The organism is Pseudomonas sp. NIBRBAC000502773 (assembly GCF_006517195.1).
Classification (GTDB): domain Bacteria; phylum Pseudomonadota; class Gammaproteobacteria; order Pseudomonadales; family Pseudomonadaceae; genus Aquipseudomonas; species Aquipseudomonas marginalis.
The window spans coordinates 579,975-599,587 of record NZ_CP041189.1 but is presented as its reverse complement, the minus strand read 5'-3'; the positions used below and the strand labels follow the sequence as shown (position 1 = coordinate 599,587).

General features: G+C 63.4%; 14 protein-coding genes and 1 pseudogene. 12 read left to right on the top strand and 3 right to left on the bottom strand.

The window, feature by feature from the left end; translation table 11 throughout:
* Positions 1–5 precede the first annotated feature (5 nt).
* From NIBR502773_RS02540 to NIBR502773_RS02530, 3 genes are read left to right on the top strand one after another with little or no spacing between them, the layout of a single operon-like run.
* A complete protein-coding gene (locus NIBR502773_RS02540) occupies positions 6–1,001 on the top strand; it encodes a peptidase U32 family protein (RefSeq protein WP_027607183.1) in 996 nt (331 codons plus the stop codon).
* A 10-nt stretch (positions 1,002–1,011) separates the two neighbouring features.
* Positions 1,012–1,902: a U32 family peptidase gene (locus tag NIBR502773_RS02535; protein WP_141155279.1), complete on the top strand. Its 891-nt coding sequence runs from the start codon at positions 1,012–1,014 to the stop codon at positions 1,900–1,902.
* The gene (locus tag NIBR502773_RS02530; RefSeq protein ID WP_141155278.1) at positions 1,896–2,375 is read left to right on the top strand and encodes an SCP2 domain-containing protein; all 480 of its coding nucleotides are present in this window, start codon (positions 1,896–1,898) and stop codon (positions 2,373–2,375) included. Before NIBR502773_RS02535 ends, NIBR502773_RS02530 begins: the two co-directional genes overlap by 7 nt.
* Here the strand turns inward: NIBR502773_RS02530 and NIBR502773_RS02525 are convergent, their stop codons facing one another.
* The 3 genes from NIBR502773_RS02525 to NIBR502773_RS02515 form a co-directional block, all read right to left on the bottom strand.
* Positions 2,376–3,056: a Crp/Fnr family transcriptional regulator gene (locus NIBR502773_RS02525; protein WP_065924648.1), complete on the bottom strand. Its 681-nt coding sequence runs from the start codon at positions 3,054–3,056 to the stop codon at positions 2,376–2,378.
* 226 nt (positions 3,057–3,282) lie between these two features.
* The gene (narL, locus tag NIBR502773_RS02520; RefSeq protein WP_027607179.1) at positions 3,283–3,930 is read right to left on the bottom strand and encodes a two-component system response regulator NarL; all 648 of its coding nucleotides are present in this window, start codon (positions 3,928–3,930) and stop codon (positions 3,283–3,285) included.
* On the bottom strand, positions 3,927–5,729 hold the full coding sequence (locus NIBR502773_RS02515; RefSeq protein ID WP_141155277.1) for a HAMP domain-containing protein: 1,803 nt from the start codon (positions 5,727–5,729) through the stop codon (positions 3,927–3,929). The genes narL and NIBR502773_RS02515 overlap by 4 nt, the downstream gene beginning before the upstream one ends.
* 309 nt (positions 5,730–6,038) lie before the next feature.
* On the opposite strand from NIBR502773_RS02515, the gene NIBR502773_RS02510 reads away from it, so the two are divergent.
* From NIBR502773_RS02510 to NIBR502773_RS02470, 9 genes and pseudogenes are all read left to right on the top strand, one after another.
* Positions 6,039–7,295 (top strand): nitrate/nitrite transporter, encoded by a 1,257-nt coding sequence (locus NIBR502773_RS02510; protein ID WP_141155276.1) that lies wholly within the window; start codon positions 6,039–6,041, stop codon positions 7,293–7,295.
* Between the two features lie 2 nt (positions 7,296–7,297).
* Positions 7,298–8,694 (top strand): annotated as a pseudogene (locus NIBR502773_RS02505) (NarK family nitrate/nitrite MFS transporter).
* 57 nt (positions 8,695–8,751) lie between these two features.
* On the top strand, positions 8,752–12,525 hold the full coding sequence (locus NIBR502773_RS02500; protein ID WP_141155275.1) for a nitrate reductase subunit alpha: 3,774 nt from the start codon (positions 8,752–8,754) through the stop codon (positions 12,523–12,525).
* Position 12,526: 1 nt separating this feature from the next.
* Positions 12,527–14,065: a nitrate reductase subunit beta gene (gene narH, locus NIBR502773_RS02495; protein ID WP_027607174.1), complete on the top strand. Its 1,539-nt coding sequence runs from the start codon at positions 12,527–12,529 to the stop codon at positions 14,063–14,065.
* Positions 14,066–14,068: 3 nt separating this feature from the next.
* Entirely contained in the window at positions 14,069–14,824 is a 756-nt protein-coding gene (gene narJ / locus NIBR502773_RS02490; RefSeq protein WP_115489187.1) for a nitrate reductase molybdenum cofactor assembly chaperone, read from the top strand.
* Positions 14,817–15,497, top strand: coding sequence for a respiratory nitrate reductase subunit gamma (gene narI, locus NIBR502773_RS02485; protein ID WP_141155274.1), 681 nt, complete (start codon positions 14,817–14,819; stop codon positions 15,495–15,497). Before narJ ends, narI begins: the two co-directional genes overlap by 8 nt.
* Before the next feature lie 10 nt (positions 15,498–15,507).
* Entirely contained in the window at positions 15,508–16,434 is a 927-nt protein-coding gene (locus NIBR502773_RS02480; RefSeq protein ID WP_141155273.1) for a peptidylprolyl isomerase, read from the top strand.
* A 1-nt stretch (position 16,435) separates the two neighbouring features.
* The gene (moaA, locus tag NIBR502773_RS02475; protein ID WP_141155272.1) at positions 16,436–17,422 is read left to right on the top strand and encodes a GTP 3',8-cyclase MoaA; all 987 of its coding nucleotides are present in this window, start codon (positions 16,436–16,438) and stop codon (positions 17,420–17,422) included.
* A 177-nt stretch (positions 17,423–17,599) separates the two neighbouring features.
* Entirely contained in the window at positions 17,600–19,600 is a 2,001-nt protein-coding gene (locus NIBR502773_RS02470) for a ribonucleoside triphosphate reductase (protein WP_141155271.1), read from the top strand.
* Positions 19,601–19,613 lie beyond the last annotated feature (13 nt).

Here is a 19,613-nt window from a genome sequence, read left to right as displayed (position 1 = left end):
CCCCCATGCAACTGGTCTGCCCCGCAGGCAACCTGCCTGCGCTTAAAGCCGCGGTGCGCCAAGGCGCCGATGCGGTGTATGTCGGTTTTCGCGATGACACCAATGCCCGGCACTTTGCCGGGTTGAACATGGACGACAAACAGTTCGACGGTGCCGTCGCCTTTATTCGCCAGCACCAGCGCAAGCTGTACGTGGCGGTCAATACCTACCCGCAACCGAAGATCTGGGCGCGCTGGCAACGCGCCGTCGACCGCGCGGCGGACCACGGCGTGGACGCCCTGATCGCCGCCGACCCCGGCGTGCTCGACTACGCCAGCCGCCAGCATCCGCACATGGCCTTGCACCTCTCGGTACAGGGCTCGGCCACCCACGCGGCGGCGCTGAAGTTCTATGCCGAACGCTATGGCATTCGCCGCGCGGTGTTGCCCCGTGTGCTGTCCCTGGCCCAGGTCAAACAGGTGGCTGCGAGCAGCCCGGTGCCCATCGAAGTGTTTGGTTTTGGCAGCCTGTGCATCATGGCCGAGGGGCGTTGCCACCTGTCTTCCTATATCACCGGCGAGTCGCCGAACCTGTGCGGCGTGTGCTCGCCGGCCAAGGCGGTGCGCTGGAGCGAAGATGCCGAGGGCTTGAGTGCGCGCCTGAGCGACGTGCTGATCGACCGCTACACCGCCGACGAACCCGCCGGCTACCCGACCCTGTGCAAGGGCCGTTTCCTGGTCGGCGGCAAGCGCTTCCATGCCCTCGAAGAACCCACCAGCCTCGACACCCTCGACCTGCTGCCGGAGCTCAGCGCCATCGGCGTCGAAGCGGTCAAGATCGAAGGCCGGCAACGCAGCCCGGCGTATGTGGAACAAGTCACCCGGGTCTGGCGCGCCGCGCTCGACGCCCACCGCAGTGCACCGGCCAGCTTTGTGGTCAAGGACCAATGGCGCCAGGTGCTGGCCGGGTTATCCGAAGGCAGCCAGACCACACTCGGCGCCTACCATCGTGCATGGCAGTGAGGAGACACAGATGAAACTCAGCCTGGGACCGGTGCTGTTTTATTGGGCTAAGGAACACCTGGGGCGCTTCTACTCGGACATGGCCGGCTTGCCCCTGGACGTGATTTACCTGGGCGAAACCGTGTGTGCCAAGCGCCGCGCGTTTTCCCTGGACCGTTGGTTAGGCCTGGGCCGGGAGCTGCAAACCTGCAGCTCGGCGCAGATCGTGTTGTCGAGCCTGACCTTGATCGAAGCCGCCTCCGAACTGTCGAGCCTGCGCCGCCTGTGCGACAACGGCGAGTGGCTGGTGGAGGCCAATGACATGGGCGCGGTGCAGATGCTGATCGAGCGCAAATTGCCCTTTGTCGGCGGCCCGGCGCTCAACCTCTACAACGGTCACGCCCTGGTGCAACTGCTCGACGCCGGCATGCAGCGCTGGGTGCCGCCGGTGGAGTGCTCCCAGGGCCTGATCGCCGACGTGCTGGAACAGGTGCGCGAATTGGGCCGGCCACTGCCCGAGGTGGAAATCTTCGCCTACGGCCATTTGCCCCTGGCCTACTCGGCGCGTTGCTTCACCGCCCGTGCAGAGAACCGCCCCAAGGACGATTGCCAGTTCTGCTGCATCAACTACCCCGACGGCATGCCCCTGACCAGCCAGGAAGGGCAGGCGCTATTCACCTTGAACGGCATCCAGACCATGTCCGCCGACGTTACCAACCTGCTGGCCGATTACCCCGGCCTGGTGTCCAGCGGCGCCGACCTGTTGCGCCTGAGCCCACGGGCCGAGGGCATGGTCGAGGTGGTACGTGCCTACGACCAGGTACGCCAGGGCGCTACGCCGCCGCTGTATGTCGAAGGCTGCAACGGCTATTGGCACGGCCACGCGGGTATGTTGCGGGTTGAGGAGGTGGGCCTGTGCTGAGTCGTAAACCATGGCTGCTCAAGGGTGCCGACCGGTTGTTGCCGTTGATCCGCCGTGTGCCGTTTGGCGTACAGCGCCTGGTCTTGCAGCAAGCCCTCAACCGCTGCCTGGCCGAACCCCTGCGCGAGGGCGGGTTTGACCTGCTGCGCGGGCGTTGGCTGTGTTTGCGTATTCCTGACCTGGGGTTGTGCTGGTACCTGACCCTGGGGCGGGATGGGTTGCGGATTGCGCAAAAGGCTGAGGCGCAGGTCAGCATCAGTGGTAATTGGCGGGAGTTCTTGTTGCTGGCCAGCCGCCAGGAAGATCCGGATACGCTGTTCTTTCGCCGCCGGTTGGTGATCGAGGGGGATACGGAATTGGGGCTGGGGTTGAAGAATCTGATCGACAGTTTGGACCCGGATGTGTTGCCGCCCTGGTTGTGGCGGAATCTGGAGCGGGCGGGGCGGGCGTCAGCGGTTCATAGCGGGCACTGATCAGCCGGCCTGATAGCCCATCAACTGTTCTTCGCAGAGGATTCGAATGGTGCGCCGCTGCACCTCGATCAACCCGCCTTCCACCAGCCGGTGCAGGATCCTTGAAAAGGTCTCCGGCTGGATCCCCAGCTTCGACGCCACCAGGCGCTTGGGCACTTGCAGCACCACCTCGCCACTCAGCGCATCGCGCTCCTGGAACAGGAAGTTGATCACCCGGCGGCTGGCGTTGGCCAGGGTCAGGGTGTCGATGTCCTTGAGGCGCTGATGCAGGTGGATGCTCATGCTGGCCAGGATCGCCAGGCAGATTTTCGGCTGGTCCTCCAGGGCCCGGCGGTAGTGCTGGCCTTCGATGCTGACCAGCACGCTGTCCTTGAGCGCGGTGGCGCTCACCGGATAGGCCTTGGCCTGGGTGAACAGCAGGGCTTCGGCAAAGGTCTGGCCGGGCTGGATGACTTCCACCAGGTGTTCCTGGCCTTCGCCCGTGACCCGATGCAGCTTGATCTGGCCGCTGACCAGCAGGAAGAAACGCTCGGCCGCGTCACCCTGGTGCATCAACGGCGCATGGCCGGGCAGGCGCTTGAGATTGGCCAGGGTGCAGACGTCCTGGAAGGTTTTTTCCGGGAGCTGGCTGAACAGGTGATGGCGACGCAGGGTGAGCACGATGTGGGGATGGGTGAGCATGGTTGGGCCTCCGCAATGGGCTAGCGTAGAAGGCTTGGGGCGGGGTTGATATGCCTCTGTGGGGGTACCTCTTGCGGGGTTTGTGTAAACAATGTGGGGGGCTTGCCCCCGATGAGCAAGGGTATCCACACAACTTTTCAGCCCCAGACAAATCTCCCTGTGGTGAGCGGGACAAGCCGGCTCACCACAACAGCCCTATCTGCCGCGCGTTCAGCCTCAAACAGCCTCACCCCGCCTGCCGCAAATGCTCCATCGCCCAGACCGCCGCCTCGACCCGCGACCGCAACCCCAGCTTATGCAGCAGATTCTTCACATGCACCTTCACCGTGCCCTCGGTAATCCCCAATTTGTGCCCGATCACCTTGTTGCTGTGCCCACTGGCAATCGTCCTCAGCACCTGGCGTTCGCGCTCGGTCAATTCCACCGCTGCATGGGGCTGCGGCGAGCGCAGGGCCTGGGCCAGGACGCGGGTCAGACCGGGGCTGATGACCAGCGCGCCATGCAACGCATCACGGATGTACTGGATCAACAACTCCGGCTCCATGTCCTTGAGCAGATAGCCATTGGCATCCAGGCGCAGCGCATCGCGGATGTCGTCCTCGGCGTCGGACACGGTAAACAGCAGCACCTTGCCGGCATAGTTCATGGCCCGCAGGCGGCGCAGGGTTTCGAGGCCGTTCATGTGCGGCATGTTGTTGTCCAGCAGCACCAGGTCCGGTTGCAGCCCGTCGATCTGGTCCAGGGCTTCCTGGCCGTTGCCGGCTTCGCCGACCACTTGCAGGTCGTCTTCCAGTTCAAGCATCTGGCGCATGCCGTGGCGCATCATCGGGTGATCGTCGACCAGCAGGATACGGTGGCGGGTGAGGGTGTTCATGAGGCGGTGCCTTGTAGGGAGTGGCCGAGAAATTCCGGTTGGAAACGCAATTGCACGCGGGTGCCCTGGGGCTCGCGGGGGCTGATGTCGAGGCGGCCATGCAGGCTGCGGGCGCGCTCGTCCATGATGGTCAGGCCGTGGTGTTCGCGGGTGTCGACCTCACCGCAGAAGCCCCGGCCGTCGTCCTCGATGCTCAGGCTCACAGTCTCGCCTTCCTGGCGCAGTTGCAGCCAGGCGTTTTGCGCATGGGCATGGCGCAGGCAATTGGACAGGGCCTCGCGGGTGACCTGCAACAAGTGGATCTGTTCGCTGGCCGACAGCTGGAAGGCCAGGGCATCCACATGCAGGTGCACCTGGAACTCGCCACGCCGCGAGAACTCTTCGGCGGTGTCCTGTAGCTCCTGCACCAGCCCGGCATCGTGGATTTGCAGGCGGAAGGTGGTGAGCAATTCGCGCAGTTGGCGGTAGGCGTTGTTCAGCCCGTCGCGCAGTTCGGCGGTGACGGTGGCCAGGGTTTCCACCGGTTCGCCACGGCGGATCAGGGTTTGCATGCGGCTGACCTGCAGCTTCATGTAGGACAGCGCCTGGGCCAGGGAATCGTGCAGTTCCCGGGCGATGATGGTGCGTTCGTCGAGCAGCAGCAGGCGGTGGTCCTGTTCGCGCTGGCGCTTGAGCGACAGCGAGGTGCCGATCAGGTTGGCCAGGGCCTGGATCAACTGTTTCTCCCAGTCCTGGGGCGCATGGCCGTCGAGGAAGTGCGCCTTGAGTTCGCCCAGTTCCGAGCCCTGGTTGCTGATGCTGAATACCTGGGGGAGCGCCACTTTCTGTTTTTGGCACGTTGCGCAATCACCGATGGCGCAGACGTTGCGGCTATCCCCTCCATTCAGGGAGAGCATCTGCTGGGCCGGCGCCAGGAAGTGCCCTTGCAGGCACAGCGACAGGCGCAGCCCCGGCAGGCGTTTCTGGAAGCGCCGGATCAGTTCATCCAGGCCCTCGGCATTCGCCAGGCGCGTGGCCAGGCTGCGGCTGCTCTGGTAAAGCAGCTCCAGGGCAGCGTTGGCTTGTTGCAGGTTGAGGGTTTTCTGCCGCACCTGGCTCTCGAGGGTGCGGTGGGAGTGTTCAATGGTTTCGGCCATGGTGTTGAAGCTCAGGGCGAGTTGCCCCAACTCGTCTTCGGAGCGGTGATTGACCCGGGTCTTGAAGTCGCCATCACGAAAGCGCCGGGTCGCGTGCACCAGCTCTTCGAGGGGGTTGACCACGCCGTACTGCAATTCATACAGGCCGATCAGCAGGATGATCAGCGTGCTGAACAGTGCCAGGCCCTGGATGCTTTGCTGCCAGCCCTGTTTCTGTTCGCTGTGTTGTTGCAGGAGGCTGACGAATTGGTTCAATTGCTCGACGAACCCCGGTGCGCTGGCCTGGAACAGCATCGCGTCGCCACGGGCCAGCGCCGGGCGCAGATCGGTGTCCCAGCGCTGCTGGATCTGTTGGTAGCTCTGCAGCAGGGCGCTGCGCGGGCCGTCTTCGAGCACCGCCTTGAGCGATTGGCTGTCGAGGCGCCCTTGCAGGCTGTGGGTGATGGCGTCGATCTCGTCGGCAGGCGCGCCGGCTGCCAGTTTCCAGCTCAGGTGGTAGGTCTCCATGCGCACCGAGCCGGCGGTGTTGATGGCGGCGGCATCGCCCTGGCTGAACCAGGCGATCAGGCCGGCGCTCAAGGAACTGGCGAGGGCGAGGATGGCGATCAGGATCACCGCCAGCCCGGCGCGCGCGGGCAGGGAGCTGCGCAGCCAGTTAAACATGGCGGCGTGATCGAAGGGGGTTGAGAGCCTGCATGGCGGCACCTGAAAGGAAAAAGGGCTGAGAAACCGCAATCCCTGGCGCACTACCTCTAAAGAGTTGCCGGCAAACCCTCCCACGGGAAAACGCCGGCACAAGAGATCAATCCATTGATAAATAAAGACTTTCTCTTGTTGTTAGGACTACCTCCTTAGAGGTATGTGGGGCCAGCATAGCCCCATACCCCCCAGGCGGACGTTGACCTGGGTCAAGTTCCACGGGGGTGTCGCCCCTAACCTGCGCCCATGGAATCACTTTCTGGAGCGCATACCGTGACTCAACCCCGTATGAGACAAGGCCTGGTGCTGGGCATGAGCACCCTGGCCTTCACCGTCTGCTTTATGGTGTGGATGATGTTCGCCGTGCTGGGCGTACCCATCAAAGAGCTGCTGCAACTCAACGAAACCCAGTTCGGCCTGCTGGCCGCCACGCCGGTGTTGACCGGTTCCCTGGTGCGCCTGCCGCTCGGTCTGCTGACTGACCGCTTCGGCGGGCGCATCGTGTTCTTCCTGTTGATGCTCGCCTGCGTGCTGCCGCTGTACCTGATCACCTACGCCACCGCCTATTGGCAGTTCCTGGTGCTGGGCCTGTTCGTCGGCCTGGCCGGCGGTTCGTTTTCGGTGGGCATCGCCTACGTGGCCAAGTGGTTCGACAAAGACAACCAGGGCTTTGCCATGGGCGTGTTCGGCGCCGGCAACGCGGGCGCCGCCGTCACCAAGTTCCTGGCCCCGGCGCTGATCGCCCTCGGCACCTGGCACCTGGTGCCCAAGGTGTTCGGCGCGATCCTGTTTATCACCGCGCTGCTGTTCTGGTTCCTCACCAGCGAGAACAAGGCGCACCGCAGTGCCGGCGGCGCCACCCTGCGCCAGCAGTTGCTGTGCCTGAAAGACCCGGCCGTGTGGCGCTACTGCCAGTACTACTCGATTGTGTTCGGCGGCTATGTGGCCCTGGCGCTGTGGATGACCAAGTACTACGTGCAGGAATACGGCTTCAGCCTGCAAAGCGCCGCGTTGCTGGCCGCGTGTTTCTCCCTGCCGGGCGGCGTGCTGCGTGCGGTGGGCGGCTGGATGTCCGACCGCTGGGGCGCCCAGAGCGTGACCTGGTGGGTGCTGTGGGTGAGCTGGATCTGCCTGTTCCTGCTCAGCTACCCGCAGACCCAATTGCAGGTGCAGACCGTCAACGGTCCCCTGGATTTCCATATCGGCCTCAACGCCACCCTGTTCACCGTGCTGCTGTTCGTGATGGGCATCGCCTTCGCGTTCGGCAAGGCCTCGGTGTTCAAGTACATCGCCAATGACTACCCACAGAATATGGGCGCGGTGTCCGGCATCGTCGGCCTGGCCGGTGGCCTGGGCGGCTTTGTGCTGCCGATCCTGTTTGGCGCCCTGGTGGACCTCACCGGCGTGCGCTCGTCCTGCTTCATGTTGATGTACGGCGTGGTCTGGGTGTCCCTGACCTGGATGTACTTCAGCGAAATGCGCAAGCAACCGCTGTTGGGCAAAACCGCCCAACCTCTCCAAGGAGAATGAACATGTCCATCGCGCAAAAGCCCGGCTCGGGGCCGGTGATCCACGACTGGCGCCCTGAAGACCCGGCGTTCTGGGGCGCCAGCGGCAAGAAGACCGCGACCCGCAACCTGTGGATCTCGATCCCTGCGCTGTTGCTGGCCTTCGCCGTGTGGATGGTGTGGAGCACGGTGATCGTGCGCCTGAACGCCATCGGCTTTACCTTCAGCACCGACCAGTTGTTCTGGCTGGCGGCGTTGCCGGGCCTGTCCGGTGCCACCTTGCGGGTGTTCTACTCGTTCATGGTGCCGATCTTCGGCGGCCGCCGCTGGACCGCCCTGAGCACCGCGTCGCTGCTGCTGCCGTCGCTGTGGATGGGCTTTGCGGTGCAAGACCCCAACACCCCTACAGCGTGTTTGTACTGATCGCGCTGCTGTGCGGTTTCGGCGGCGGCAACTTTGCCTCGAGCATGTCCAACATCAGCTTCTTCTACCCCAAGTCGCAGCAAGGCACGGCCCTGGGCCTGAACGCCGGCCTCGGCAACCTGGGAGTGTCGGTGATGCAGTTCTGCGTGCCGCTGGTGATCACGTTCGGCGTGTTCGGCCTGGTGGGCGGCCAACCGCAGACCTTGGCGGATGGCAGTCAACTCTGGCTGCAGAACGCCGGTTTCATCTGGGTGCCGTTTATCCTCACCGTCACCGTGGCGGCCTGGTTCGGCATGAATGACCTGTCCAGCGCCCGCGCTTCGTTCAGCGAGCAGGCGGTGATCTTCAAGCGCAAGCACAACTGGCTGATGTGCTGGTTGTACCTGGCGACTTTCGGCTCATTCATCGGTTTTTCGGCGGCGTTCCCGCTGCTGATCAAGACCTCGTTCCCCGACGTGGTGGCGCTGAAATTCGCCTTCCTCGGCCCGCTGGTCGGCGCCCTGGTACGCCCACTCGGCGGCTGGCTGGCGGACAAGCTGGGCGGCGCACGGGTGACCTTGTGGAACTTCGTGCTGATGATCGTGATGGTGTTCGGCGTGCTGCACTTTTTGCCGCAGAACGGGCAGGGCGGCAGCTTCTACGGCTTCCTCGGCATGTTCATGCTGCTGTTCATCACCACCGGCGTCGGCAACGGCTCCACCTTCCGCATGATCCCGGTGATCTTCCGCACCCAGCACGAGAAGGCCAGTGCCGGTAAATCCGCCGCCGAGCGCGAGCAGGCGATCAAGGATGCCGGCAAGGAATCCGCCGCCGTGCTGGGTTTCAGTTCGGCCATGGGCGCCTTCGGTGCGTTCTTCATTCCCAAGTCCTTCGGCACGTCCATGGCCGCGACCGGCAGCCCGGCGATGGCCTTCTACATGTTTGTCGGTTTCTACCTGAGCTGCATCGTCGTGACCTGGTGGTGGTACGCCCGCAAAGGCTGCGCCACACCCTGCTGATCGACCACGAATTCGCGGGGCAACGCACCCCACGGCACGCCTGATGAGGAAAGCATCATGAGTCACTTACTGGATCAACTGCGGTTCTTCAACCGCAAGCAAAACGAATTCTCCGACGGTCACGGCGAGACCCGCAAGGAGTCCCGCGACTGGGAAAACGTCTACCGCTCGCGCTGGCAGTACGACAAGATCGTGCGCTCCACCCACGGCGTGAACTGCACCGGCTCGTGCTCGTGGAAGATCTACGTGAAGAACGGCCTGATCACCTGGGAAACCCAGCAGACCGACTACCCGCGCACCCGCAACGACCTGCCCAACCATGAGCCGCGCGGCTGCCCACGGGGTGCCAGCTACAGCTGGTACATCTACAGCGCCAACCGCCTCAAGTACCCGAAGATCCGCAAGCCGCTGCTCAAGTTGTGGCGTGAGGCGCGCCAGACCCTGTCGCCGGTCGAGGCGTGGGCGAGCATCGTCGAGGACAAGGTCAAGGCCGACTCGTACAAGAGCAAGCGCGGCATGGGCGGTTTCATTCGCTCGAACTGGGAGGAGGTCAACGAGATCATCGCCGCCTCCAACGTCTACACCATCAAGCAATACGGCCCGGACCGCATCGTCGGCTTCTCGCCGATCCCGGCCATGTCGATGGTCAGCTACGCGGCGGGTTCGCGTTACCTGTCGCTGCTCGGCGGCGTGTGCCTGAGCTTCTACGACTGGTACTGCGACCTGCCACCGGCCTCGCCGATGGTGTGGGGCGAGCAGACCGACGTGCCGGAATCGGCCGACTGGTACAACTCCAACTACATCATCGCCTGGGGTTCCAACGTTCCGCAGACCCGTACCCCGGACGCGCACTTCTTCACCGAGGTGCGCTACAAGGGCACCAAGACCGTGGCCATCACCCCGGACTATTCGGAAGTGGCCAAGCTCACCGACCTGTGGCTCAACCCCAAGCAGGGCACCGACGCCGCGTTGGCCCAGGCCTTCAACCATGTGATCTTCAAGGAATTTCACCTGGATAAACCGAGCGCCTACTTCACCGACTACGCCAAGCGCTTTACCGACTTGCCGGTGCTGGTGATGCTCAAGCCGATGACCGGGTTCGCGCCCGGCGCCGGCTTCCAGCCCGATCGCTTCCTGCGTGCCTCGGACCTCACCGGCAACCTCGGCCAGGACAACAACCCGGAATGGAAAACCATCGCCCTCGACGAAAGCGGTGAACTGGTGTCGCCACAAGGCTCCATCGGCTACCGCTGGGGCGAGAAGGGCAAGTGGAACATCCTCGCGAAGGAGGGCGGTGAAGGCCGCGCCATCGACCTGAAACTCAGCCTGATCGGTGACGACGTCGCCGAAGTGGCGTTCCCGTATTTTGCCGGCGAAGCCCACGAGCACTTCCAGCACGTGGCCGGCGATGCCGTGCAGTTCCGCCGCGTACCGGTGCACAGCGTGACCCTGGCCGACGGCAGCGTGGCCAAAGTGGCGACGGTGTTCGACCTGTCCGCCGCCAACCTGGCCATCGACCGTGGCCTGGGCGGCCAGAACGTGGCCAGGGACTACGACGACGCCAGCGTGCCGGGCACCCCGGCGTGGCAGGAAGCGATCACCGGCGTCAGCCGCGAGAAAGCCATCCAGATCGCCCGTGAGTTCGCCGACAACGCCGACAAGACCAAGGGCCGTTCGATGATCATCGTCGGCGCGGCGATGAACCACTGGTACCACATGGACATGAACTACCGCGGGCTGATCAATATGCTCATGCTCTGCGGTTGCGTCGGCCAGACCGGCGGCGGCTGGGCCCACTACGTCGGCCAGGAAAAACTGCGCCCGCAATGCGGCTGGCTGCCCCTGGCCTTCGGCCTCGACTGGAACCGCCCGCCACGCCAGATGAACGGCACCAGCTTCTTCTACGGCCACAGCTCGCAATGGCGCCACGAGAAGATGAGCATGCACGACGTGCTCTCGCCCCTGGCCGACAAGTCGCAATTCCCGGAACACGCCCTGGACTACAACATCCGCGCCGAACGCGCCGGCTGGTTGCCCAGTGCCCCACAGCTCAACACCAACCCGCTGCACATCTGCCGTGACGCCGCTGCAGCCGGCATGACGCCGAAAGACTACGTGGTCAAATCCTGGCAGGACGGCAGCCTACGCTTCGCCTGCGAACAGCCGGACAGCCCGGTGAACTTCCCGCGCAACATGTTTATCTGGCGCTCCAACCTGCTCGGTTCCTCGGGCAAGGGCCATGAGTACATGCTCAAGTACCTGTTGGGCACCAAGAACGGCGTGATGAACGAAGACATCGGCCACAGCACCGAATGCAAGCCCACCGAGGCCGAATGGGTCGAAGACGGCGCCATCGGCAAGCTCGACCTGGTGACCACCCTCGACTTCCGCATGTCCTCCACCTGCGTGTATTCCGACATCGTCTTGCCGACTGCCACCTGGTACGAAAAAGACGACATGAACACCTCGGACATGCACCCGTTCATCCACCCGTTGTCGGCGGCCATCGACCCGGCGTGGGAGTCGCGCTCCGACTGGGAAATCTACAAGGGCATCGCCAAGGCGTTCTCGGCCATGTCGGTCGGCCACCTGGGCGTGGAGCAAGACCTGGTCACCGTCCCGTTGATGCACGACAGCGTCGGCGAACTGGCCCAGCCGTTTGGCGGCACCGACTGGAAAAGCGCCGGTGTGGCGCCGGTTCCGGGCAAGAACGCGCCGAACATGGCGGTGGTGGAACGCGACTACCCGAACATCTACAAGCAGTTCTCGTCCCTGGGCCCGATGCTGGAAAAACTCGGCAACGGCGGCAAGGGCATCAACTGGAACACCGATGAAGAAGTCGAGTTCCTCGGCGAGCTGAACCATCACGAAAGCGATGCAGGCATCAGCCACGGCCGGCCGAAAATCGACACGGCCATCGACGCCGCCGAAGTGATCCTGTCCCTGGCCCCGGAAACCAACGGCAAGGTCGCCTTGAAAGCCTGGGCCGCGCTGTCGGAATTCACCGGCATCGACCACAGCCACCTGGCGATCTCCAAGGCCCACGAAGCGATTCGCTTCCGCGACATCCAGGCGCAGCCGCGCAAGATCATCTCCAGCCCGACCTGGTCAGGCCTGGAAGACGAGCACGTGAGCTACAACGCCGGCTACACCAACGTGCATGAAAACATCCCATGGCGCACCATCACCGGCCGCCAGCAGTTCTACCAGGATCACCCGTGGATGCAGGCGTTCGGCGAGCAGCTGATGAGCTACCGGCCACCGGTCAACACCCGCACCATCGAAGGCGTGAAGGGCAAGCGCAGCAATGGCGAGACCGAGATCGTGCTGAACTGGATCACCCCGCACCAGAAGTGGGGCATCCACAGCACCTACAGCGACAACCTGCTGATGCTCACCCTGAGCCGTGGCGGACCGATCGTGTGGCTCTCGGAAATCGACGCCAAGCGCGCCGGCATCGAAGACAACGACTGGATCGAATGCTTCAACGTCAACGGCGCATTGACCGCCCGTGCGGTGGTCAGCCAGCGCGTCAAGGAAGGCATGGTGATGATGTACCACGCCCAGGAACGCATCGTGAACGTGCCGGGTTCGGAAACCACCAAGACCCGCGGCGGCCACCACAACTCGGTGACCCGCGTGGTGCTCAAGCCGACCCACATGATCGGCGGCTATGCCCAGCAGGCCTACGGTTTCAACTACTACGGCACGGTCGGTTGCAACCGCGATGAGTTTGTCGTGGTGCGCAAGATGGCCAAGGTCGACTGGCTCGATGGCTCCAGCGGCGATGATTTGCCGCGCCCATTGCCGACTGACATCGAGGAGAACTGAGATGAAAATTCGCTCACAGATCGGCATGGTCCTCAACCTGGACAAATGCATCGGCTGCCACACCTGTTCCATTACCTGCAAAAACGTGTGGACCAGCCGTGAAGGCATGGAATACGCCTGGTTCAACAACGTCGAGTCCAAGCCCGGCATCGGCTACCCCAAGGAGTGGGAGAACCAGGACAAGTGGAAGGGCGGCTGGGTGCGCAACGCCAATGGCTCGATCAACCCGCGCATCGGCGGCAAGTTCCGCGTGTTGGCGAACATCTTCGCCAACCCCGACCTGCCGAGCCTGGACGACTACTACGAGCCGTTCGACTTCGACTATCAGCACTTGCACACCGCGCCATTGGGCGAGCACCAGCCGACCGCACGCCCGCGTTCGCTGGTGTCCGGCAAGCGCATGGAAAAGATCGAGTGGGGCCCGAACTGGGAGGAAATCCTCGGCACCGAATTCGCAAAGCGCCGCAAGGACAAGAACTTCGACCAGATCCAGGCCGACATTTATGGCGAGTACGAAAACACCTTCATGATGTACCTGCCGCGCCTGTGCGAGCACTGCCTCAACCCGGCGTGTGCGGCATCCTGCCCGAGCGGTGCGATCTACAAGCGTGAAGAAGACGGCATCGTGCTGATCGACCAGGAGAAGTGCCGGGGCTGGCGCATGTGCATCAGCGGTTGCCCGTACAAGAAAATCTACTTCAACTGGAAGAGCGGCAAGTCCGAGAAGTGCATCTTCTGCTACCCGCGTATCGAAGCCGGTATGCCGACCGTGTGCGCCGAAACCTGTGTGGGTCGGATTCGCTACCTCGGTGTGCTGCTGTACGACGCCGACCGCATCAGCGAAGTGGCCAGCACCGCCAACGAGCAGGACCTGTACGAGAAGCAACTGGAAATCTTCCTCGACCCGAATGACCCGGCGGTGATTCGCCAGGCCCTGGCCGATGGCGTGCCGCAGTCGGTGATCGACTCGGCCCAGCGTTCGCCGGTGTACAAAATGGCCGTCGACTGGAAGTTGGCCCTGCCGCTGCACCCGGAATACCGCACCTTGCCGATGGTTTGGTACGTGCCGCCGCTGTCACCGATCCAGAACGCCGCCGCGGCCGGCACCGTGGGCATGAACGGGGTGATCCCGGATGTGGACAGCCTGCGTATTCCGCTGCGTTACCTGGCGAACATGCTCACCGCCGGCGATGAAAAACCGGTCAAGCGTGCACTCAAGCGCCTGTTGGCGATGCGCGCCTACAAACGCTCCCAGCAAGTCGATGGCGTACAGGACCTGCAAGTGCTCGAAGACGTCGGCCTGAGCGTTGAACAGGTGGAAGAGATGTACCGCTACCTGGCCATCGCCAACTACGAAGACCGCTTCGTGGTACCGAGCGCCCACCGTGAAGACGCCATGAGCGACGCGTTCGCCGAACGCTCCGGCTGTGGTTTCAGCTTCGGCAGCGGTTGCAGCGGCAGCTCCGACACCAACATGTTCGGCGCCAAGAAAGCCAACCGCCGCGACGTGCTGAAAACCGTCCAGATCTGGGAGGACTGAGCCATGCGCATTCTTAAAGTGATTTCGTTGCTGCTGGACTACCCCACTGAAACCCTGGTGAACGGTCGCGACGAACTGGAACAGGCGATTCTTGAAGCACGGGAAATCAGCCCCAAGCAGCGCGGTGCGTTGTTCGAGCTGCTGGAACTGATCTGCGCCAATGACCTGATGGACGGCCAGGAACACTACGGCGCGCTGTTTGGCCGGGGGCGGTCGCTGTCGCTGTTGTTGTTCGAACACGTGCACGGCGAATCCCGCGACCGGGGCCAGGCCATGGTCGACATGATGGCCCAGTACGAGGAGGCCGGCTTCGCCATCGGCGTCAAGGAGCTGCCGGACTACATCCCGTTGTACCTGGAGTTTCTGTCCACCCGCGAAGACATCGAGGCCCGCGAGGGCCTGGCGGATGTGGCGCACCTGCTGGCCTTGCTCGCTGCGCGTCTGGACGAGCGTGAGAGCGGCTATGCCAGTTGCTTCCGTGCGCTGTTGCAGATTGCCGGCGCCGAGCCGCACCAGGCCGTGGCCGAACTGCGTGCCCAGGTCGCCGCCGAACCGCGCGACGACTCCCTCGAAGCCCTGGACAAAATCTGGGAAGAGGAAGCGGTGGACTTTATGCAGGCTGAGCAACAGGACCGCTGCAGCTCGATGCCGAGCAGTCCGGGCAAGGCCCGCGAAGAAAGCGCGGTGCCGTTGCACTGGGTGGATTTTCAGCAAGAAGGCCGGGCCGCAGCGCCCGCCGGGGAGGTGGGTAATGTCTAAGTGGAATTTGCTGGTATTCGGGGTGTACCCCTATGTGGCCCTGGCGATCTGCCTGTTGGGCAGTTGGGCGCGGTTCGACCTGTCGCAGTACACCTGGAAGGCCGGTTCCAGCCAGATGCTCAACAACCGTGGCATGCGCGTGGCGAGCAACTTTTTCCACGTCGGCGTGCTGTTCGTGCTGGCCGGGCATTTTGTCGGCCTGCTGACCCCGGCGTCGGTCTACCACCATGTGATCAGCACTGAGCACAAGCAGTTGCTGGCGATGGTCTCGGGCGGCTTCTTCGGCCTGCTGTGCCTGGTGGGCCTGCTGATGCTGGTCAAGCGCCGCCTGGGTGACCCCCGTGTGCGGGCGACCTCGAGCCCGTCGGACATCCTGATCCTGCTGGTGCTGCTGGCGCAGTTGCTGCTGGGCCTGCTGACCATCGTCGCCTCCACCGGGCATATGGACGGCTCGGTGATGGTGATGCTCGCCGACTGGGCGCAGAACGTGGTGCTGTTGCGGCCGGTGGAAGCGGCCGAGTCGATTGCGCCGGTGTCGCTGATCTACAAGGCCCACGTGGCGCTGGGCTTGACCCTGTTTGTGCTGTTCCCGTTTACCCGCCTGGTGCACATGGTCAGCGCGCCGATCTGGTACCTGGGGCGTCGTTATCAAATCGTGCGGCAGAAGTATTGAGGAGAACGTCATGACTACAGGATGCGGATGTGGTGGCGGTAACGGCGGCAGCGGTGGTTGCGGCTCGTCGGCCAAGGAACCGGTGATGGCCGAGGCTGTGGCCCAGGCTTCTTTCGAGGAGATCAAGGCGCCGGAGTTGATCGCCAGCAGTGAACAGGAATGGCCGATCATCAGCGTCAACGGCGTGGCGGTCACGCCCGAGGCCATGGCCCTGGAGTTGCAATACCACCCGGCCGCCAGCCGCGAGGAGGCGGTGTACCTGGCCGCTCGCGCGCTGGTGATCCGCGAGCTGTTGCAACAGCGGATCGCCGAGCTGGGCCTGGCGGTGCAGATCGCCTCCGGCGAGAACGAAGAAGAAGCCGCCACGCGCCTGCTGCTGGAGCGTGAGGTGACGGTGCCCGACTGCGACGAAGCCACCTGCGTGCGCTACTTCGAGAACAACCGTGGGCGCTTTCACAGCGCGCCGTTGCTGGCGGTGCGGCATATCCTGCTCGAGTGCGCGCCGGACGACGCCGAGGCACGCCACCTGGCGCACACCCAGGCCGAAGTCCTGCTGCTGAGCCTGGAAGAACAGCCCGGCCAGTTTGCCGAACTGGCGCTCAAATACTCGGCCTGCCCGTCCAAGGCCCAGGGCGGTTCGCTGGGCCAGGTGAGCAAAGGCCAGACCGTGCCCGAGCTGGAGCGCCAGTTGTTCACCCTGGCCCCGGGCCTGGCCGCCAAGCCGCTGGAGAGCCGTTACGGCTGGCACGTGATCAGCGTCGACCAGCGTATCGAAGGCCAGCCGTTGCCGTATGAAGCGGTGGCCGTGGCGATTCGCACCCAGTTGCAGCAAGGGGTGTGGCAGAAGGCATTGGTGCAGTACCTGCAAACCCTGATCGGCGCGGCGGACATCCGCGGCATCGCGCTGCAGGGTGCCGACTCACCGTTGGTGCAGTGACATGAGCCTGGTGGATGGGGTGGGCCGTTCGATCGATTACCTGCGCTTGTCGGTGACCGACCGTTGCGATTTTCGCTGTGTGTACTGCATGGCGAAAAACATGACATTCCTGCCGCGCCAGCAGGTGTTGACCCTGGAAGAACTGCAACGCCTGGCCGCGCTGTTCGTGGGGCAGGGCGTGCGCAAGATCCGCCTCACCGGGGGCGAACCGCTGATTCGCCTGGGCATTGTCGGGCTGTGCCGCAACATCGCGGCACTGCCGGGCTTGCGTGAACTGGTGATGACCAGCAATGGCTCGCAGTTGGCGCGACTGGCGCGGCCGTTGGTGGAGGCGGGGGTCAAGCGCATGAACATCAGCCTCGACAGCTTGGATGCGCAGCGCTTTCGTGGGATCACCCGCAACGGTGATCTGCGCCAGGTGCTGGACGGTATCGAGGCCGCGCGGGAGGCGGGGTTCGAGCGGGTCAAGCTCAACTGCGTGGTGATGAAGGGGCGCAACTTCGACGAGGTCCCGGCGTTGGTGCGGTACGCCATCGACCAGGGTGTCGACATCAGTTTTATCGAGGAAATGCCCCTGGGGGACGTGGGGCGGTCGCGGGGCGAGACGTTCTGCTCCAGCGATGCAGTACGCGCGGTGATTGCCAATGAGCATGGGCTGATCGATAGCACCGAGAACAGCGGCGGGCCGGCGCGGTATGTGCGGTTGGCGGGGCATCCTGGGACGCGGGTGGGGTTTATTTCGCCTAAGTCGCATAATTTCTGTGGCAGTTGTAATCGGGTACGAATGACGGTGGAAGGGCAGTTGCTGTTGTGCCTGGGGCAGGAAGATGCGCTGGATTTTCGCGCGTTGTTACGGCGCTATCCGTTGGAGGATGGGCCGTTGGTCGAGGCGTTGCACAGGGGGTTGAAGGGTAAGCCGTTGCGGCATGATTTCAGTGGGGATGGGGAGGTGCAGGTGGTGCGGTTTATGAATATGAGTGGGGGGTGAGGGGTGTGTGGGGTGGTGTGGTACTGAGTACATATCCGTTACCTAAATAACGGATATGTACCCAATCAAAAAACCTTGACCCCGATCAAGGGACCCCCACCCCATTCTCCGTAACCTCACTGCATATTGTGTCTTAAAGACTAAAAGCATCTATATGTAGTGCCTGGAGCCCGGAAAATGCAAAACACGCTCACCCCGCTGGTCAGCACCCGCCTACACAAACGCGACGGCAGCCTGGTCCCCTTCAACGCCGAAAAAATCCACCACGCCCTGACCGCCGCCGGTACCGCCACCGGCGAGTACCAGGAGGCCGACGTCGACCTGTTACTGGGCGCTGTCCTGGCCCGCCTGAGGGGCATCGAACACCTGGACGTCGAACAAATCCAGGACAGCGTCGAACGCGTGCTGATGGACGCCGGCTACTTCCTCTCCATGCGCGCCTATATCGTCTACCGCGAACAACACGGCCGCCTGCGTCGCGACCGCAAGACCCTGGTGGAAGTCGCCACCTCGATGAACGAATACCTCGACCGCGAAGACTGGCGTGTGCAAGCCAACGCCAATCAGGGCTATTCCCTGGGCGGGCTGGTGTTGAACGTGTCGGGCAAGGTCACCGCCAACTATTGGCTCGACGAGGTCTACAGCCAGCAGATCGGCCGCGCGCACCGTGAGGCGGATTTGCATATCCATGACCTGGACATGCTCGCCGGGTATTGCGCCGGTTGGTCGCTGCGTTCGCTGTTGCACGAAGGCCTCAATGGCGTGCCGGGCCGTGTCGAAGCCGGGCCGCCCAAGCACTTGAGCAGCGCCCTGGGGCAGATGGTCAATTTCCTCGGCACCCTGCAAAACGAATGGGCCGGCGCCCAGGCGTTCAGCTCGTTCGATACCTACCTGGCGCCCTATGTGCGCAAGGATAAACTGAGTTACGCCGAGGTGCGCCAGGCGGTGCAGGAGTTCATCTACAACCTCAACGTACCGTCGCGCTGGGGTACCCAGACGCCGTTTACCAACCTGACCTTCGACTGGGTCTGCCCGGAGGATCTGCGCGAGCAGGTGCCGGTGATCGGCGGTGAGGAAATGCCGTTTGCCTATGGCGATCTGCAAGCGGAAATGGCGCTGATCAACCGCGCCTATATCGAAGTGATGCAGGCCGGCGATGCCAAGGGCCGGGTCTTCACCTTCCCGATTCCCACCTACAACATCACCCACGATTTCCCCTGGGACAGCGAGAACGCCGACCGCCTGTTCGAGATGACTGCGCGCTACGGCCTGCCGTATTTCCAGAACTTCCTCAATTCCGATATGCAACCCAACCAGGTGCGCTCGATGTGCTGTCGCCTGCAATTGGACGTGCGCGAGCTGCTCAAGCGCGGCGGTGGGTTGTTCGGTTCGGCGGAGCAGACCGGCAGCCTGGGCGTGGTGACGATCAACTGCGCGCGCCTGGGTTACCTGTTCAAGGGCGACACCTCGGGCCTGCTGCAACGCCTGGACAGCCTGATGGACATGGCCATGGAAAGCCTGGAGGTCAAGCGCAAGGTGATCCAGCACCATATGGACGCCGGCTTGTACCCCTACACCAAGCGTTACCTCGGCACCTTGCGCAATCACTTCTCCACCATCGGCCTCAACGGCATGCACGAGATGCTGCGCAATTTCACCGGCGACGAGCAGGGCATGCACACCGAAGAGGGCCGCGCATTTGCCCTCAAGTTGCTCGACCATGTGCGCGCTACGTTGCTGCGCTTCCAGGAAGACACCGGCCACCTCTACAACCTCGAAGCCACCCCGGCGGAAGGCACCACCTACCGCTTCGCCAAGGAAGATCGCAAGCGCTACCCGGACATCCTGCAGGCCGGCAGCGACGTCGCGCCGTACTACACCAACTCCTCGCAACTGCCGGTGGGCTTTACCCAGGACCCCTTCGAAGCCCTGGAACTGCAAGACGAACTGCAATGCAAATACACCGGCGGCACCGTGTTGCACCTGTACATGGCCGAGCAGATTTCCTCGGCCCAGGCCTGCAAGCAACTGGTGCGCAAGGCGTTGGGGCGTTTCCGCCTGCCGTACCTGACGATCACCCCGACGTTCTCGATCTGCCCGGTGCACGGTTACCTCGCCGGTGAGCATGAGTTCTGCCCCAAGTGCGATGAAGTGCTGGCACGGGCCGCTGCGCACTGAACCGATCTTCCAA

What these genes read in the sequence shown, in the direction of transcription:
- NIBR502773_RS02540 (WP_027607183.1), top strand. Translation starts at nt 6, where the DNA reads ATGCAACTGGTCTGCCCCGCAGGCAACCTGCCTGCGCTTAAAGCCGCG.
- NIBR502773_RS02535 (WP_141155279.1), top strand. Translation starts at nt 1,012, where the DNA reads ATGAAACTCAGCCTGGGACCGGTGCTGTTTTATTGGGCTAAGGAACAC.
- NIBR502773_RS02525 (WP_065924648.1), bottom strand. Translation starts at nt 3,056, where the DNA reads ATGCTCACCCATCCCCACATCGTGCTCACCCTGCGTCGCCATCACCTG.
- narL (WP_027607179.1), bottom strand. Translation starts at nt 3,930, where the DNA reads ATGAACACCCTCACCCGCCACCGTATCCTGCTGGTCGACGATCACCCG.
- NIBR502773_RS02515 (WP_141155277.1), bottom strand. Translation starts at nt 5,729, where the DNA reads ATGTTTAACTGGCTGCGCAGCTCCCTGCCCGCGCGCGCCGGGCTGGCG.
- NIBR502773_RS02500 (WP_141155275.1), top strand. Translation starts at nt 8,752, where the DNA reads ATGAGTCACTTACTGGATCAACTGCGGTTCTTCAACCGCAAGCAAAAC.
- narH (WP_027607174.1), top strand. Translation starts at nt 12,527, where the DNA reads ATGAAAATTCGCTCACAGATCGGCATGGTCCTCAACCTGGACAAATGC.
- narJ (WP_115489187.1), top strand. Translation starts at nt 14,069, where the DNA reads ATGCGCATTCTTAAAGTGATTTCGTTGCTGCTGGACTACCCCACTGAA.
- narI (WP_141155274.1), top strand. Translation starts at nt 14,817, where the DNA reads ATGTCTAAGTGGAATTTGCTGGTATTCGGGGTGTACCCCTATGTGGCC.
- NIBR502773_RS02480 (WP_141155273.1), top strand. Translation starts at nt 15,508, where the DNA reads ATGACTACAGGATGCGGATGTGGTGGCGGTAACGGCGGCAGCGGTGGT.
- moaA (WP_141155272.1), top strand. Translation starts at nt 16,436, where the DNA reads ATGAGCCTGGTGGATGGGGTGGGCCGTTCGATCGATTACCTGCGCTTG.
- NIBR502773_RS02470 (WP_141155271.1), top strand. Translation starts at nt 17,600, where the DNA reads ATGCAAAACACGCTCACCCCGCTGGTCAGCACCCGCCTACACAAACGC.